Genomic DNA, 15,756 nt, shown 5'->3' with positions numbered 1-15,756 from the left:
TTTGCATCGCTTATCGTTTCTGTATCACACCAAATTTTATGGCTGGAACGGAACTGCCGATATGCTGACGAAAAACGGTTATAAAATCCTTCTTCTGTCGGGCTGTGCGCTATACTTCCAGCCAGCGCTGGCAGCATCCAGTGTGAAAACCGGAAAACCCGCTCCTACACATCATGCTCCTCGCAGCCGGGAAACTTCCCACCCCGCTCCCAAAGCCATTCCCGCGCACAAGGACGAATATATCTCGGTCCGCAAACAGGCCGTCGATGCCAACGGCGCTACGAACACGACGCCGGGCGGAGGTCTGATGCCCGTGCAGAGCGCAGCAAAATCCGTCAGCGGCGTCTCCCGGGACTACATTGCCAAACAGTCACCGACAGCCAATGCGGTGACCCTTCTTGCAATGAGCCCGGGCGTCGTTGTTGCAGCCAATGATCCCCTGGGTCTCAGCGACCGTATGAACGTCTCCATCCGCGGCCTGAACCAGACCGAACTGGGCACGACATATGAAGGCATGCCTGCAGGCGATCGCCTCTACTACACACCATTCGCAACCGAGTGGTCCGATACTGAGAACATCAGCCATCTCGAGGTTTCACAGGGTTCGCCTGATATTGAGGCTCCTGTCTACAACTCGGTGGGCGGTCAGATCCGGGCTTCTGCGCGGCAGCCTTCCCACAAGGCGGGCGGGTACATCGACCTCAGCGGTGGCAACAAATCCCTCAACCGACAGTTTATCCGCCTCGATAGCGGCGAAATCGGCCATACCGGCATCCGGAACTACACGTCCTTTTCCCACACGGAAGTGAACAACTGGCGTGGATCGGGCAACACGAAGCGTTATCATGTCGACAGCCATTTTCTGAAGGAATGGGGCCATAACAGCATCGCCCCGTTCTTCGCCTGGAACTGGATGCGCACGGACGTCTACACCAACCCCATCCTGAGCCAGTGGAAGCAGGACGGAATTTCCTATAACTACGCCGGAAAATACTCCTACGGCACATCCAATTACTACAAGCTGCGCTTCAACCAGCGGCAGAACGTCATCGCCGCCATGCCGACGGAGTTCGAACTTCTGCCGGAACTGACGTTCAAGATCACGCCTTACATCATGTATACGCGCGGCTTCATCAACAGTGGTGCAAACGTCAACGGGAATTCGATGTTCGTCGGAGACCAGTCGGTCGGAACGGTGCAGCTACCCTACAGCATCAACAATGTCGCTACCGTGGAAAACGTCGATGCCTATACGCAGGCCGCGGGTGGCCAGAACGCAACCCTGACATGGAAGCACAAATTCAATACCCTTCAGGTCGGCTACTGGTACGATTACTTCGACCACAACGAAAACACTTCGTACACACCAGTCGAACCCAACGGCAACGTGATGAACGAGTATGGCGGCAATCCGATCAAATCGTCTTCGGGAACGGTCATCGGAACCTATAATGGTCATCTCATCCAGCAGACAAACGCCCTCTTCATCAACGATACGATGAAATTTTTCGACGATCGCCTCGTGCTGAATGTAGGGTTCAAGGAAGTCATGGTCTCCCGCCATGCCACCAGCGCGATGCCCGGCCCGACTTATGCCGTTAACAAGAACGATGCAGAGCCGCTGCCACAGCTTTCAGTCAGCTATCGGATCACCCCCCATGACCAGGTCTATTTCAGTGCGTCGACGGCCTTCAAGGAACCGGCCGCTCTGAGCGCCTATGTCGACATCTACAGCGCCACAACGGGAAGAAAGACCAGCAGCCATTCGAGCAACCTCAAGCCGGAATATTCGATCTCCGAAGAAATCGGCTATCGCCATTACGGCGCAGTCAACTTCTCGGCGGCAGCGTTTAACTACAATCTGACCAACCGCCAGATTTCCAGCATCACCTACGTCAACAACAGCCCGCAGTCCTTCTCGGTCAATGGCGGCGGTCAGACGATCCGCGGCGTACAGGCGGAACTGAGCCTCCCTGCATGGCATCATTTCTCCCCCTATATTTCGGGCCAGTATCTCCATTCCGAAATGGGCAACAACATCCAGGTCGGAAACGATTACCTGCCGACCAAGGGAAAAGCTGCTGTTCTCGCTCCCAAATTCACCGGATCAATCGGTCTGAGCTACGACGACACCCGTTTCTTCGGAAACTTCACTTTCAACTACGTGGATTCACAATACAGCACTTTCATGAATGACCAGAGCATTCCGGCATTCAAGACGGCCAACCTGTCCGCCGGTTACCGCTTCAGGAAAATCGGCCCGGCCCAGCATCCGCAGATCCAGCTCAACCTGATGAATATCGGCGACGAGCACTATCTGTCCGGCGTGAACGGCATCGCCACGAACGCCCGCGCAACAAAGGGGATTTTCGGAACAGCCGTCGCCGCCGGGACACCGACCTATTATGTCGGCGGAGATTTTGCGGTTGCCTTCTCCCTAAGCTCCGATTTCTAACAACGATGCAGAGTCCAGATGCCTTCCCGCCTGCCCGCCACGATCTGGACCACGACCTGAGGACAAGAGGATACTGGAACAGTCCCTGGTGCATTCTCGGACTGGTTCTTCTCCCCGCGACATTCCTGATGGCCATCGACAAACAGGCGATGGTCGTCATGGCGCCCCAGATCCAGAACAGCCTCGGCTGCAGTCTGGGGCAGATCAGCAATGTCATTTCCGCATACTCTTTTACCTATGCCCTCTGCCAGATCCCCGCTGGCTGGGTCTGCCGCCAACTGGGCGCGGCCCGGACCTATGCGCTGGCCTGCCTGTTCTGGTCCGTTGCCCTGCTTTCCACGGCCTTTGCCACCACGATCGCAGAACTGATCCTGTGCCGCGCGCTCCTCGGCATCGGGCAGGCGCCGGACTGGACGGCCGCACTCATCACCGTGCAGCAACGCTTCAGTTCCATTCACCGCTCTTCCGTCATCGCAATCCTGCTGGCCGCACTCTCCCTTGGAGCCGTCGTGGGCGCGCCTCTTTCCGTTTTTCTTATGACATCGCTGTCATGGCGTCTGTGTTTTGCGATCTACGGAACAGTAGGGATCCTGCTCTTCGGCATTCTTCTGGCCTACAGCCGCAAAGCGGCAGAACCTTCCGTGCCGCAGAACAGGGCCAGCATGACAGAACCCTTCGCCCTGTCCCGCCTGTTCAGTATCGGAGGGGCCTATTTCTGTCTCATGGGCGTCGAAGGATTTTTTCTGGCCCTGTTCCCCCTGTACCTGAGGAACACATTCCACCTGAACATGAGCCATGTCGCCTGGTACGTTTCTGCATCCTATCTTGTCATTCTGCTGTCGAAGCTGCTGGGCGGCGTCGCGTCGGACATGCTGCTGCGCGCGGGTTTTTCGCAATGGCGCGCACGGGTTCCGCTTGGAATCGCAGGGCTCGGCGGCGGGACAGCCTTTCTGGCCGTGGCCCTGATGATGTCGAGCGGCACAGCCATGCTCCCTCTCGCCCTCATCGCCGCAGCATTTCTGGGATTAGGCCAGATCTCGATCTGGTCCTGCGTACAGGAGTTCGGCGGGGCATCCACGGCGCAGGTGTCATCGTGGACGCAGTTTCTGGGGAACCTGTCCGTTGCGGTGGTGCCGCTGGCCATGTCGTGGAGTGTTACGCTTCTCGGGGACTGGTGGCTGGCGGATGGGATGCTGGTGTTTCTGGGGCTGGCGGGGGTTGGAGCGCTGGCCTGTGTCCGAGCACCTATCAGGGCCTGAGGGTAAGGTCTCCGATCAGGAGGGCGACGGCCGCGCGGGTGGGTTCGATCACGGGGCGTTGGCAGATGTCTTCAAGATGCGGCTGGAAATGCGCCATGCCTGCACAGCCCATGAGGATCGTATCGGCGCCCTGATCGACGAGGCGTTTTGCCGCATCAACCATCCTGTCGAGCAGCGCATGATCCGTGGCCCCGGCAGCCGTGGTGCCGATGCCGAGACTGCCGGCATAGCGCTCACCCACGCCCATTCCGCGTACCAGACGGCGCTGACGGAAGACCGATTTTTCGGACAGGGCGATGATGCCGAAGCGGTCTGCCTTCGTCAGGGCGTGCAGGATCGCGCTTTCCCCGATCCCGCGGACTGCGGCGCCCGGTGTGTTTTCGCGCGCGCCCGCAACGCCCGGATCACTGAAACAGGCGATGGCGTAGGCTTCTGCCGGGTTGTCGCGGATGGCGCGCTGCACCAGCGGCGCGACCTCGTCGGCATCGCTCTGCAACGCAACACCCGGTGGGGCTTCGGGAAGATCCATCACATCAATCCGGAAGGACGTGCGCTCGCGCATCGGAGCAAGCGCGGCATCAATCGCACGCGTCACCTGAGACGAAGAATTGGGGTTGATAACGAGAATACGGTCAGGGAGCATGATCGGTGCACTCCTTGGGAACGGGCTGCGCCGGAAGGGCAGCATTTTCGGGCAGGTGCCATTTATGGATCAGGGACAGATAGGTTCCGTCCTGCTGAAGCGCCAAAAGCGCGTTTGAGACGCGGCAGGTGAAGGCGGCGTCCCCTTTGGGTAGGCCGATGCCCAAAGGACTCAGATGAAACGGCTCACCCAGAGCCTGAAGCGTGTGGCCGCTGATTTCAACCGTCCAGGGAAGCGTCAGGCTGTCTTGCAGGGCAGCAACCACGCGGCCTTCGCGAAGCTGGAGCCGCGCATCTGCTGAGTTTTCGGTCGCGAAGAGAAGGACGGGCGGACGATTTTTGGCCACGCAGTTACGATCGCTCCAAGCCAGAAGCTCGGCGGGAACGGAGGTCACGCGGCTGGCCGCCACCCTGCGGCCGCAGAGTTCAGGCAGGCTGGACGGGGCCTGATCATCTCCGGAGAGGGTGACGAACTGAAAACCCGATTGCAGATAATCGACAAAGGACACGCTCTGGCGTCGCAGGGGCGTATCCACCATGCCGTTGAAAAACATCCTGATCCGCCCCGTCAGAAGGGAGGGGATGAGTTGCGCAAAACCCGTCTCGACCATCCGGGGCGTCATGCCCATCCGCTGGCTCAGGGCCGTTGCGAGATCGACATCGAAGCCTTCGAGCACGCCCGTCGTGGTGTCGCGCATGTCGAGCGGCGGATAGCTGGGATACAGCCCCAGCGGGAGATCAGGGGCCTCGGCTTTTGCGGCACCGAGACCCAGAAGCGCGATGACCGCGAAGAAGTGCGGCATGAACCGCGCTACAAACGGGGGCATGGCGCGGCACATCAGCGGCGGGTCGGAAAGGTGGGCGGCACGAGTGTTTCCACGGACCGGCCCAGCCGGTCACGCTGGGCAACGGAGCCGACAATCCGCGCCTGCTCCTCGACCAGACGGGAAGTCGCACCTTCATAATCCATCGTGAGCACCCTCCCCTTCTCCACGACCTTGCGGCCCGCCACGTAGACGGAATGGATGGCGCGGTCATCGGCGGAGAAAATGAGCGAGCGCACCGGATCGATCGAGGGGCGCATCATCGGATGCGACAGATCGACCAGCACCAGATCGGCCGGACCACCGGTTTTCAGACGGCCGATATCGTCCCGTCCAAGCAGCGAGGCCCCAACGCAGGTGGCGGCATCGAACACGTCGCGCGTGGAGACGGCCTCGGGGCTCTGTTCCTGCACGCGGCCCAGATAGGCTGTCAGACGCAGATCATCGAGAATGGTGTGCGGATAGGTGTCCGTCCCCAGACCGATGCGGATTCCGGCGCGTTTGTAGCGCCCGAAATCGCGCAGGACGTAGCCGCGCCGGGCGAAAACCGTAGCGCAGTGCGCGACACCCGCGTCCCGGCTGGCGAGGATGTCGAGATCGCGTTTCGTGTGCCAGGGCGTGGACGGATGGTCGTCCAGAAAGATCGCATGGCCGACGATGCTGCGGCTGGAGAGCACGCCCAGACTGTCGAGCCACTGAACGGGCGTCATGCCGTGGCGGCGGGTGATTTCCTGAAACTCGACGATTGACTGCGCCGCATGGGTCTGCCACGGCAGGTCCCGTTTTTCGGCCGCGGCGAAGGAGGCTTTCAGAATTTCGGGGGAGCAGGTGTCGATCTGGGCGGGGACGATCATGCCGGACAGACGGCCCGATGCGTGGGCCTGTGCAGCGTCCACGGTTTCCAGCGCCTCATCCATCGAGCGCTGGCCGCCGTCCTCGCTCCAGCTGTAATCGACGGTATAGCCGTTCGTAGTTTTCCACGCGGCGGAGCGGAACATCGGCCCCAGACAGACCCTCAGCCCGCTTTCCGTCGCCGCATCGAGCCACCCGGCCCATGGCGTGGACAGGTCCACGATCGTGGTCACGCCCGAGAGCAGCATTTCGCTGTAGGCCACGCGTGCGCAGTCCGGCTTGCTGGCGGCATCGGCGCGGAAGACCGGCATGTATTCGTACAGGGACGAATAGAACAGGCCGGGCGAGCCGAGTTCATCGAACATGCCCCGGCTCATGGGTTCCGTCGCCGGGTGGGAATGGACATCTACCAGCCCCGGCATGGCCATGAGATCGCGCCCGTCCACATCGACCGGCAATGCGGCATACACGTCCGGCAGTTCCGATGCGGGGCCAGTGAAGACGATTTTGTCACCTTCGATCACGAGGTCGGTGTCGGGCGCATAGACATGCCCCGCACTACGCTCGTCCCACAGGACGGCCTGCCGCAGGCCGGAAATGCGGATCGGACGGGCGGTCATGGTGCGGTCGACCCGGCCGCTTCACACGCCTCGAAGTGACGGGCGATCTGCTCTCCGGTCGCGATCCAGACGTCACGACATTCGATCGTGTAGAGCAGGAAATTGCGCAGCAGGCGCAGGCGCATCGGACGGCCGCTGACCAGCGGGTGCAGGACGGTGCCAACCATGGCACCCCAGGCGCGGGTTTCGTCCAGCTCATCCTTCCACATGGACAGGACGTGTTCCTTCGGGAAGATCGAGCGCGCGCCAAAGCGGGTGCTGAGGCCGTGCATCCAGTCATCGAAACAGGAGGATGGCGGCAGCTCGACGACGCCCGCCGTCAGGTCCGGCAGGATCTGACGGTAGGGGCGTACATCATCACGCCATGAGCTGGAATAGAGAATGCCTTCGCGCTTAAGCGCCGTGCGCAGTTCGTCACAGCTTTCGCCATAAGGCGCCCTGTAGCCCACAGGGCGCACACCATGCTTGGCCAGCGCCTCGAAACCGCGCGCCAGTTCGTCCTCGATATGCGCCGATCCGGGATCGGGCAGCAGGTGATGATAGCCGTGATGGCCGACTTCGTGGCCGTCGCGCAGAACGCTTTCCACCATCGCAGGGTAGGCATCCGCTGCCCAGCCGGTCGTGAAGAACGTGGCCTTGAGGTCCAGTTCACGCAGCAGTTCGAGGACCTTGGGCAGTCCGACACGGGCTTCATAGCCGCCATAGGACATCGAGACGAGCTTGTCCGCGTGGGACGGGTCCTTGCTGGTGATGGCACTTTCGGCGTCGATATCGAAGGACAGCATCATCGCAGCCCGCATGCCGTGGGGCCAGGGGAATTCCGGCGCTGGCCCTGCGAGGTTCGAGGGGCGGATCGGAACGTCGTCGTAACTGCGAGTCATGGGGTATCTCCGCGTGTGAAGAGTCAGGCCTAAGGATCAGGCAGTGGTTTTCTGGCCGAGAACCGCGGCGAGGAACGCGCGTGTGCGGTCTTCGCGTGGGGTTCCAAAGAAGTCGGCGGTTGGGGCATCTTCCAGAATGACGCCACCATCCATGAACAGGATGCGATCGGCGACCTCCCGGGCGAAAGAGAGTTCATGGGTGACGACCAGCATCGTCACGCCGCTGGCCGCGACGCTTTTCATGACGGCCAGCACATCACCTACGGATTCCGGGTCGAGCGCGCTGGTCGGCTCGTCGAACAGCATGACGGTGGGTTTCAGCGCCAGCGCGCGGGCGATGGCGACGCGCTGCTGCTGGCCGCCGGAAAGCTGCGCGGGATAATGATCCGCGCGATGCTCCAGCCCGACGCTGCGCAGAAGCTCCAGCGCTTCGGACCGGACTTCCGCAGCCGCGCGCTTCTGCACGCGGACCGGCCCTTCCATGACGTTTTCAAGCGCCGTCATGTGCGGGAAGAGATTGAAACGCTGGAAAACCATACCGGCCAGACGTCTCTGACGGGCAATGTCATGCGCGCTTCGGGGGACCAGTCGTCCGTTCCGCTCCCGGAGGCCGAGCAGTTCGCCGCTCATCACGATCAGTCCGTCTTCCGCTGTCTCAAGCTGGGCGATGCAGCGCAGCATCGTCGTCTTGCCTGACCCGGAACCGCCGAGGACGCACACGACCTGTCCCGGTGGGATATCGAGCGACACACCCTTCAGAACAGGGTTCGTGCCAAACGATTTGTGCAGGTTCCTGATCCAGATCGCAGGTTCGGTCATGAGGATTTTCCTCGTGAAAAGCGGCGTTCAAGCAGATGCTGCAACGGCGAGAGGGCAGTCACGGCGGCCAGATACCAGAACCCGGCGACGATCAGCAGTTCGATCACACGCGTATTGGCGTAATAGATCGTCTCCGCATTATGCAGGACTTCGGGATACTGGATGAGGCTGGCGAGCGAGGTCAGCTTGATCATATTGATGAATTCGTTGCCCAGCGGCGGGATGACCGTCCGGAACGCCTGCGGGAAAATGATGCGGCGCATGGCCATCAGGCGCGTCATGCCGATGGCGGACGCGGCTTCATACTGTCCGCGATCCACGCTCTGGAAACCGGCGCGAAAGATTTCGGCAATATAGGCGGCCTGATTGAGGCCCAGCCCGAACAGCGCCGAGAGAAACGGCGTCATGAGATCGACCGTCCGGTACGAGCCGATGCCCGGCAGGGTGACATGCGGGAAGATCAGCGCGAGGTTGAACCAGATCAGCAGTTGCAGAATGACCGGCACGCCACGAAACAACCAGACATACAGCCCCGAGACGATCCGCGGCAGCCACGCCGTGGACAGCCGGCCCAGCGCCAGAACAATACCCGCGACCATGCCCAGCGCCATGGCGCATACCGCCATCAGCAGCGTGGCGCCAACGCCGCGCAGGATGGACGGCACGAACAGGAACTGGCCGACATAGCGCCATTCGATCTGCCCGACGGCGAAGGCATGGATGATCCAAACGCAGAGGGCGAGCAGCACGACGCCCGAGGCGATCTGCGTCCATGCAATACCCCTTCCACGCGGCAGGGCAAGAAGCCGGGAAGACTCTGTCATTCTGGTCATGGTGTTGATCCGTCTGAGTCCGGGTCGGAAAGTGCGGCGTCCTGAAGGGACCAGCGCTGGAGAAGGCGTGCGTAGGTCCCGTCTGCCCTGAGATCGGCGAAGGCGTGCGCGACCTGTGCCTCAAGCGCAGTCTGTCCTTTGGGAAAAGCCATCGACAGCAGCATGTTCGACAGCGGATTTCCCAGTCGGCGGAAAGCGTGATGGGTGATGTCGATAAAATATCCGACCGTCTCGCCCCCCTGCACCATGGCCGCGACGCGCTCCTGAAGGAGCTGTATCCGGGCGTCGGCCCCGCTTTCGGACGGGTAGAACACCATCGCGGGATGTCCCTGCGCCTCGCAGTGATCGTGGCTCCACTGCCGGATCATGGACGGGAAGGATGTGGCGCGGCTGGCGGCGACCTTTTGGCCGCACAGCATCTCGGGGCTCCGGACATCGCCCTGTGACAGGACGAGGACCTGTGCGCCGGATTTGAGATAGTCCAGAAAATTCAGAAAGGCGCGGCGTTCGGGACGGTCGGAAAATCCACTGAGGATCATGTCGGTGCGGCCGCTCTGGACCGAGGGGATCATTTGAGGGAAGGCCGTCTCGACCCATTCGGCCTTCACACCCATGCGGGCCGCCAGGGCATTTCCGAAATCAATGTCGAAACCGGTCAGGCGGTCCGTGACCGGATCGCGGAATTCAAGCGGTGGATAAATCGGATTAACCGCAATCCGGAGCACTCCGGAAGACGCCTGTGCGCCCTCCACATGCCCCCAGAGGAGACAGGCCGTCAGAGACAGGAGTGTCCGGAATGTCGACGTCATCAGCCGATTTCGTCCTCCGGGTAGATGACGCCCGTCTGGCTTGTGATGCGGGTATACCATTGCGGCCGCCGATGTGCCTCGAAGTTGAACATCTTGGTCTTGCCCTGCTGGCAGAGATCAAGATCACAGTCCGCGACAATCACTTCGTCGGCAAGAGTCGTGGTCTCGGCAACAATCTGGCCGTTCGGGTCAACGATGCAGCTTCCGCCGATCAGGCAGGACCCGTCCTCGTCGCCCGCTTTTGCCACGGCTACGGCCCAGCAGGCATTCATATACGCATTGGCCTGCGCGACGAGCTGCGCATGGAAGGTGCGCAGATCCGCACTTTCGGTATCGCCGCCGTTTGGATCGTAGGCGGCGGAATTATAGCCCACGCAGAGCAGTTCCATGCCTTGCAGGGCCAGCGTGCGCCAGGCTTCCGGCCAGCGGCGGTCGTTGCAGATCAGCATGCCGATAAGGGCACCGGACCATTCCGCTCCCGCACGATAAACCGGGAAACCGAGATCGCCATATTCGAAGTAGCGCTTCTCGAGCTGCTGGAACTGCGCGCCGGGCCTTGGCTCGACCGAACCCGGCAGATGGACCTTGCGGTACTTGCCAAGGATCGTGCCGTCGCACGCAACAATAATGCTGGTATTGAAACGTTCGCCTTCGGACGTGATCTCCGCGTAGCCGACATAGAAGCCTATGCCGAGCTCCCTGGCCCGATCGAACAGAGGCTGGACCTCCGGATTGGGCATGGAACGCTCGTATTCCTTCAGGAGCTCCGCTCCCTCAAGCAGCCAGCGCGGGAAGAATGTCGTGAACGCGAGTTCGGGATAGACAACGAGCGTGGCACCTTTCGAGGCTGCCTCTTCCAGAAGGGCGATCATGCGCCCGACCGTATGGCTCCGCGCATCGGCTTTCTGTGTCGGGCCCATCTGGGCTGCGGCAATCCGAATGATCCGTCCCATAGTCATTTTCTCTCGTCCGGGTCTCATATGCAGCACGACGGCGAACCCCTTCGCACACCGGCCGGTTACAAATTCATTGCCATTTTGTTTCGGTTAGCTCAATAATCCCGCTAATCAGATATCCCACCTTCATATTCAAAAAACTTATAGATGAACCTCCGCCAGATCGAGATCCTCCGGGCAATCATTCGCCACAACACAACCGTCGCAGCCGCGCGCGTTCTGGGGCTGTCGCAGCCTGCGATCAGCAATGCCATCCGCACGATGGAGGATCAGGTGGGCTTCGCCCTGTTCCAGAGGGTCAACAACCGGATTTACCCGACGCCTGAAGCCACGATCATCGTGGATGACGCGGAGGCAATCTTCGATCTGCATGAACGGCTCGAAGGCCGGATTCAGGATCTTCGGGACAGCCGGGCCGGGCAGCTCCGGCTCGTGGCCACACCGCCGATCGGATACGGGATGCTGGCAACGGCGATCCAGCGCACGCAGTCCCTTCGGCCGAAAATCCGGACGTATTTCGACGTCCGGCGCTATGAAGGCGTCGTCAATAGTGTGGAAAGCCACAAGGCGGAACTGGGATTTGCGCTCGGCTTCAGCGGCAAGCCGGGGCTGGCGTCGGAGGTTCTGTATCGCGGCGAGATGGTCTGCGTCATGCCGCCGGGCCATCCGCTCAGCGAACGCCGGCAGATCCGCCCCTGGGACCTGCGGGACTATCATTTCATCGCCCTGGAATCCGGCACCAAGCTCGGGGAAGCCACACGCGCGGCCTTCGATCAGGAAGACGAGGGTTTCACCTTCTCTGCCGAAGTCCGCTACGCCAACACAGCCTGTACGCTTGCGGAAGCCAATGCGGGGGTCGCAATTGTGGACCCGCTGACGGCCTCGTCGGGGCGCTTCAAACTCGTCAGTCGCCCCTTTGCACCGGCCATTCCCGTCGCCGCGTATGCGATATGGTCCGAGAACCGCTCGCTTTCACGACTTGGACGCTTTTTTCTGGAGCGCGTCCGCGAGGTTGTGACCGATCTTCCCAAAGAGCCTTGAGCATCAGGAAAAGGACACGACCGCACCGCGGGGCGATCCGATGATTTCGTCCTCGCGCATGACGGCCTGACCGCGAATGACCGTCATGACAGGCCAGCCGGTGCAGGACATCCCTGCAAACGGTGTCCAGCCACAGGGAGACGTAATCCAGCTTTCCTCGATTGTCTGGCGATGCGCGAGATCGACGATCGTGAAGTCCGCGTCATAGCCCGGAGCGATATGCCCCTTCCCGACCGCGCCATAGACGCGCGCGGGACCAGCGGACATCAGCGATACCATCCGCTCAAGCGGCAGACGACCGGCGTTCACATGATCAAGCATGATGGGGACAAGCGTCTGCACGCCCGTGAGACCCGCAGAAGTCAGCGGCCAAGGGCGTTCCTTGGCCTCACGGGAATGGGGTGCATGATCGGAGCCGATGCAATCCACATCTCCCGCATTGACCGCCGCCCAGGACGCATCGTAGTGGCGCTGGTCACGGATGGGCGGGTTCATGATCGCGTAACCCCCAAGGCGATCGTAAACATCCGGTCCGACCTGCGTAAGGTGATTGACCAGAACCTCGACCGTTCCGATATCCTTGAAATCGCGCATATAGGCGAGTTCTTCCGCGGTGGAGACATGCAGGATATGCGTCTTGCGCCCCGTTTTGCGGGCCAGCGACATCAGGCGGCGTGTGCCGAGAAACGCACATTCGACGTCGCGCCATTCCATATGCGCGCGATAGGGCTGACCGACGGAAAAGAGTTTTTTGCGTTCCTGAAGGCGCGTTTCGTCCTCGGAATGGTAGCAGACGCGGCGGGTTCCGTTCCGCATCAGGGCTTCAAGGCTGGCATCGTCCTCCACAAGAAGATCACCCGTCGATGATCCAGCAAAGACCTTGATCGCGCAGACATTGTCCTGGACTTCGAGTATATCCAGCGTGTCGATGTTCTTCTTCGTCGCCCCGACATAGAGGCCGATATCACACCAGCTCTTACCCGGAATCATGGCGCGCTTGCGGTCTAGAACCTCTTGGGAAACCACTGATTCCGCCGTATTCGGCATGTCGAAAACCGCCGTCACGCCGCCAAGAATGGCGCCCCTCGTTCCGTCATGGATGGTCTCGACGCTGGCATTGCCCGGTTCGCGCAGATGGACATGCGGGTCGATGATGCCGGGCAGGACGTGCAGACCAGTACAGTCGATGACTTCGGTTGCCTCTGCGCGACCGAGATCTCCGATGGCGACGATCTTTCCGTCACGGCAGCCAATATCGGCGCGTTCCTGCGACGAGGTGACGACAGTCCCGTTTTTCAGAATGAGATCGAAATGGTCCATGAGGGTCGTCCTTGCCTGCTCTGGGAATGATATCGGGTCGAAAAATACTCCATGTCAGGCATGAGTGCGTCCAGTGTCCGCTCTATCGGCAGTTGTGGGTCACTATCACGCCCATGAATAGCCAGTCCGGATATCCGATACGCCAGCGCGGGAAACTTCTTTTATACAAGACCTCAACAGACCGGCTTGCAGTGGAGGGATCGTGTCGACTGTCGACAACCGTATCGGGTTCGTTATGGGTAAATTCGTTCCTCTTCGGGAGGCCGTCATTCCTGTCATGGATCGCGGGTTTCTTTTCGGGGATGGCGTCTATGAGGTGACGGCCGTCATTGAGGGGCGTCTGGTGGATAACGACCACCATCTCCGGCGTCTGGACCGCTCACTGGCAGAGATCGGCATTGCCAACCCGTTCAGCATCGAGAAATGGACTGGCGTTGAGACCGAACTCATGCGCCGCAATGAACTGCGCAACGGGCTGATCTATATTCAGGTCAGCCGCGGTGTGGCCGAACGGGCTTTCCAGTACAAGGACGGTCTTGAGCCCACCGTGGTGATGTTCCCGCAGTTCAACCGGGTCCAGTCCAATCCGGTCATCAAAACCGGGGGGCGGATCATTACCGTGCCCGATCTGCGCTGGGCGCGACGGGACATCAAGTCCACATCGCTTCTGGCGCAGGTCATGGCCAAGCACGCCGTGAAACAGGCCGGGGTGAACGAGGCCTGGATGCTGGATGGCGACGAGATCACCGAAGGCGCTTCCTCGACCGCATTCATCGTCAGTGCGAGCAACGAGCTGATTACGCGCAATCTTTCTCAGGATATTCTTCCAGGCATTACGCGACGCACGATCATCGAAATTGCCAAACGTCACGGTCTGACGATCGTGGAGCGGCCGTTTTCAAAGGCGGACGTTCTGTGCGCGACGGAAGTCTTTTACACGAGTGCCTCGACGATCGCCGTCCCCGTTATCGAAATGGATGGTGTGAGTGTCGGCGGCGGTGCTCCCGGTCCGGTTTTCCGCAGTCTTTATGATGCCTATCTGCAGGACGTCATGCAGCTGCCCGCAATCATTTCCTGAAATTTCCTTCCCCAAGAACAAGGACCATCAGCAATGTCGATCACACGTCTGGATCCTCACGAGCGCCTCAGCGGCGCTGTAATCTGCAATGGCATGATCCACTTTGCGGGTCAGGTGACCACCGACGAAACCTTGGACACCGAAGGCCAGACCGCCAACGTCCTCCATCAGATTGACAGCCTTCTGGCACAGGCCGGAAGCCGGAAAAGCGACATCGTCTCCGTCCAGATCTTCCTGACGGATATTTCCGAGATCGGCGCGATGAACAGAGCGTGGGACGCCTGGCTCGATCAGGACGCCAAGCCTGCACGGGCCACGGTGGAAGCCCGTCTGGTGGACCCCGCCTGGAAAGTCGAAATGACGCTGGTTGCACGCCTCGGCTCCTGAGGCAAAACTCCCCTTCCCCTGACACTGTCCCGGAGCCTCCATGCGCCTTCTCTCTGCCGATGAAACACGACAGGCCCTGCCCTTTCAGCCCCTGATCGCAGCGCTGAGAACAGCCATTACGGAATATCGGGACGGGACCATCGTCTGTCCGGAACGCCTTGTCGTGCCGACCGCCGACCGCACCGGAACGGTGCTGTCGATGGTGGCCTGTGGGCCGGACCTGATCGCACACAAGCTGTTGACCATTTTTCCCGGAAATAGCGCTCTACCGACCCTTCAGGGACAGGTGACGTGTCTGGATGGGCAAAACGGACGTTTTTTGTTCGCCATGAACGGCATTACCGCGACCGAGCGGCGCACCGCCGCGATCTCGATGCTTGGACTGTCCTGCTTTCGACCAAAACGCCTTCAACACGTTCTGCTCATCGGGACCGGCGCACAGGCACGGGTTCATCTTGAAGCACTGAATGAGCTCTATCCGGGCCTTTCCGTGACGATCCGTGGGCGGAACACGCAGCGTATCCAGTCCCTGATCGAGGGCCCTTACCCCGCTCTTCGCATTCAGGCCGAGAGAGAGACAGCAGACCGTTACGATGCGGTCATTTCCGTCACCAGCAGCCGGGAAATCCTTTTCGATCAGGAGGCTGCGCCGGAAACACTGGTGATCGGTGTCGGTGCATACAAACCGGACATGATCGAGATCGGACCGGGGATCGTCCTGAAAAGTCTTTGCGTTGTCGATGATCCCATTGGCGCACCCCACGAAGCGGGGGACATTCTTCAGGCCGGGAAAAATTGGTCAGAGGTGTGGGCTCTGGCGGATTTCCTTGAGGAGAAGCCTGAGCAGGACCAGCCGGTCTTTTTCAAAAGCGTCGGCTGTGCCGCGTGGGATCTCGCAGCCTGCCGACTTGCCATGGAATGCCTGACGAAGTCAGCCGCATAGCAAGCCAGAGCGTAACGCCTTCCCCCTATTACAGAGA

15 protein-coding genes are annotated in these 15,756 nt (G+C 60.6%); 6 read left to right on the top strand and 9 right to left on the bottom strand.

All coding sequences use genetic code 11. The features are described from left to right. The first annotated feature begins 61 nt into the window (after nucleotides 1–61). Together GAL01_RS03855 and GAL01_RS03850 are read left to right on the top strand one after the other, a co-directional pair. Entirely contained in the window at nucleotides 62–2,455 is a 2,394-nt protein-coding gene (locus GAL01_RS03855) for a TonB-dependent receptor (protein WP_062029343.1), read from the top strand. A gap of 5 nt (nucleotides 2,456–2,460) precedes the next feature. Continuing rightward, the gene (locus GAL01_RS03850; protein WP_062029345.1) at nucleotides 2,461–3,714 is read left to right on the top strand and encodes an MFS transporter; all 1,254 of its coding nucleotides are present in this window, start codon (nucleotides 2,461–2,463) and stop codon (nucleotides 3,712–3,714) included. On the opposite strand, the gene GAL01_RS03845 is transcribed toward GAL01_RS03850, so the two are convergent. From GAL01_RS03845 to GAL01_RS03810, 8 genes are read right to left on the bottom strand one after another with little or no spacing between them, the layout of a single operon-like run. Continuing rightward, nucleotides 3,704–4,357 carry an aspartate/glutamate racemase family protein gene (locus GAL01_RS03845; RefSeq protein ID WP_062029348.1) on the bottom strand — a complete coding sequence of 218 codons (654 nt, stop codon included), beginning with the start codon at nucleotides 4,355–4,357 and terminating at the stop codon, nucleotides 3,704–3,706. The two genes, GAL01_RS03850 and GAL01_RS03845, sit on opposite strands and share 11 nt — an antisense overlap. After that, nucleotides 4,347–5,183, bottom strand: a complete 837-nt coding sequence (locus GAL01_RS03840; RefSeq protein WP_169926401.1) for an ABC transporter substrate-binding protein — start codon at nucleotides 5,181–5,183, stop codon at nucleotides 4,347–4,349. The genes GAL01_RS03845 and GAL01_RS03840 overlap by 11 nt, the downstream gene beginning before the upstream one ends. 11 nt (nucleotides 5,184–5,194) lie before the next feature. Next, the gene (locus tag GAL01_RS03835) at nucleotides 5,195–6,652 is read right to left on the bottom strand and encodes an amidohydrolase family protein (RefSeq protein WP_062029352.1); all 1,458 of its coding nucleotides are present in this window, start codon (nucleotides 6,650–6,652) and stop codon (nucleotides 5,195–5,197) included. Continuing rightward, entirely contained in the window at nucleotides 6,649–7,533 is an 885-nt protein-coding gene (locus GAL01_RS03830; RefSeq protein WP_062029354.1) for a polysaccharide deacetylase family protein, read from the bottom strand. Before GAL01_RS03830 ends, GAL01_RS03835 begins: the two co-directional genes overlap by 4 nt. Before the next feature lie 36 nt (nucleotides 7,534–7,569). Beyond that, a complete protein-coding gene (locus GAL01_RS03825; protein ID WP_062029357.1) occupies nucleotides 7,570–8,352 on the bottom strand; it encodes an amino acid ABC transporter ATP-binding protein in 783 nt (260 codons plus the stop codon). Then, nucleotides 8,349–9,185: an amino acid ABC transporter permease gene (locus tag GAL01_RS03820; RefSeq protein ID WP_062029359.1), complete on the bottom strand. Its 837-nt coding sequence runs from the start codon at nucleotides 9,183–9,185 to the stop codon at nucleotides 8,349–8,351. The genes GAL01_RS03825 and GAL01_RS03820 overlap by 4 nt, the downstream gene beginning before the upstream one ends. Next, nucleotides 9,182–9,994 carry an ABC transporter substrate-binding protein gene (locus GAL01_RS03815; protein WP_062029361.1) on the bottom strand — a complete coding sequence of 271 codons (813 nt, stop codon included), beginning with the start codon at nucleotides 9,992–9,994 and terminating at the stop codon, nucleotides 9,182–9,184. The genes GAL01_RS03820 and GAL01_RS03815 overlap by 4 nt, the downstream gene beginning before the upstream one ends. Beyond that, nucleotides 9,994–10,947, bottom strand: a complete 954-nt coding sequence (locus GAL01_RS03810; protein ID WP_062029363.1) for an N-carbamoyl-D-amino-acid hydrolase — start codon at nucleotides 10,945–10,947, stop codon at nucleotides 9,994–9,996. The genes GAL01_RS03815 and GAL01_RS03810 overlap by 1 nt, the downstream gene beginning before the upstream one ends. 150 nt (nucleotides 10,948–11,097) lie before the next feature. Between GAL01_RS03810 and GAL01_RS03805 the strand changes: the two genes are divergently transcribed. After that, nucleotides 11,098–11,991 (top strand): LysR family transcriptional regulator, encoded by an 894-nt coding sequence (locus GAL01_RS03805; protein ID WP_062029366.1) that lies wholly within the window; start codon nucleotides 11,098–11,100, stop codon nucleotides 11,989–11,991. Between the two features lie 3 nt (nucleotides 11,992–11,994). Here the strand turns inward: GAL01_RS03805 and GAL01_RS03800 are convergent, their stop codons facing one another. Beyond that, nucleotides 11,995–13,311 (bottom strand): dihydroorotase, encoded by a 1,317-nt coding sequence (locus tag GAL01_RS03800; protein ID WP_062029368.1) that lies wholly within the window; start codon nucleotides 13,309–13,311, stop codon nucleotides 11,995–11,997. Between the two features lie 202 nt (nucleotides 13,312–13,513). Between GAL01_RS03800 and GAL01_RS03795 the strand changes: the two genes are divergently transcribed. Genes GAL01_RS03795 through GAL01_RS03785 form a run of 3 tightly spaced genes read left to right on the top strand, consistent with a single transcriptional unit; the run spans nucleotide 13,514 to nucleotide 15,719 of the window. Continuing rightward, complete coding sequence (locus tag GAL01_RS03795; protein WP_197458977.1) at nucleotides 13,514–14,389, top strand: D-amino-acid transaminase; 876 nt, start codon at nucleotides 13,514–13,516, stop codon at nucleotides 14,387–14,389. Between the two features lie 33 nt (nucleotides 14,390–14,422). Beyond that, nucleotides 14,423–14,776: a RidA family protein gene (locus GAL01_RS03790; RefSeq protein WP_062029370.1), complete on the top strand. Its 354-nt coding sequence runs from the start codon at nucleotides 14,423–14,425 to the stop codon at nucleotides 14,774–14,776. Between the two features lie 40 nt (nucleotides 14,777–14,816). Beyond that, the gene (locus GAL01_RS03785; RefSeq protein ID WP_062029372.1) at nucleotides 14,817–15,719 is read left to right on the top strand and encodes a delta(1)-pyrroline-2-carboxylate reductase family protein; all 903 of its coding nucleotides are present in this window, start codon (nucleotides 14,817–14,819) and stop codon (nucleotides 15,717–15,719) included. Nucleotides 15,720–15,756 lie beyond the last annotated feature (37 nt).

This window comes from Gluconobacter albidus, from assembly GCF_002723915.1.
Classification (GTDB): domain Bacteria; phylum Pseudomonadota; class Alphaproteobacteria; order Acetobacterales; family Acetobacteraceae; genus Gluconobacter; species Gluconobacter albidus.
This window is presented reverse-complemented; position numbering and strand designations above follow the sequence as displayed.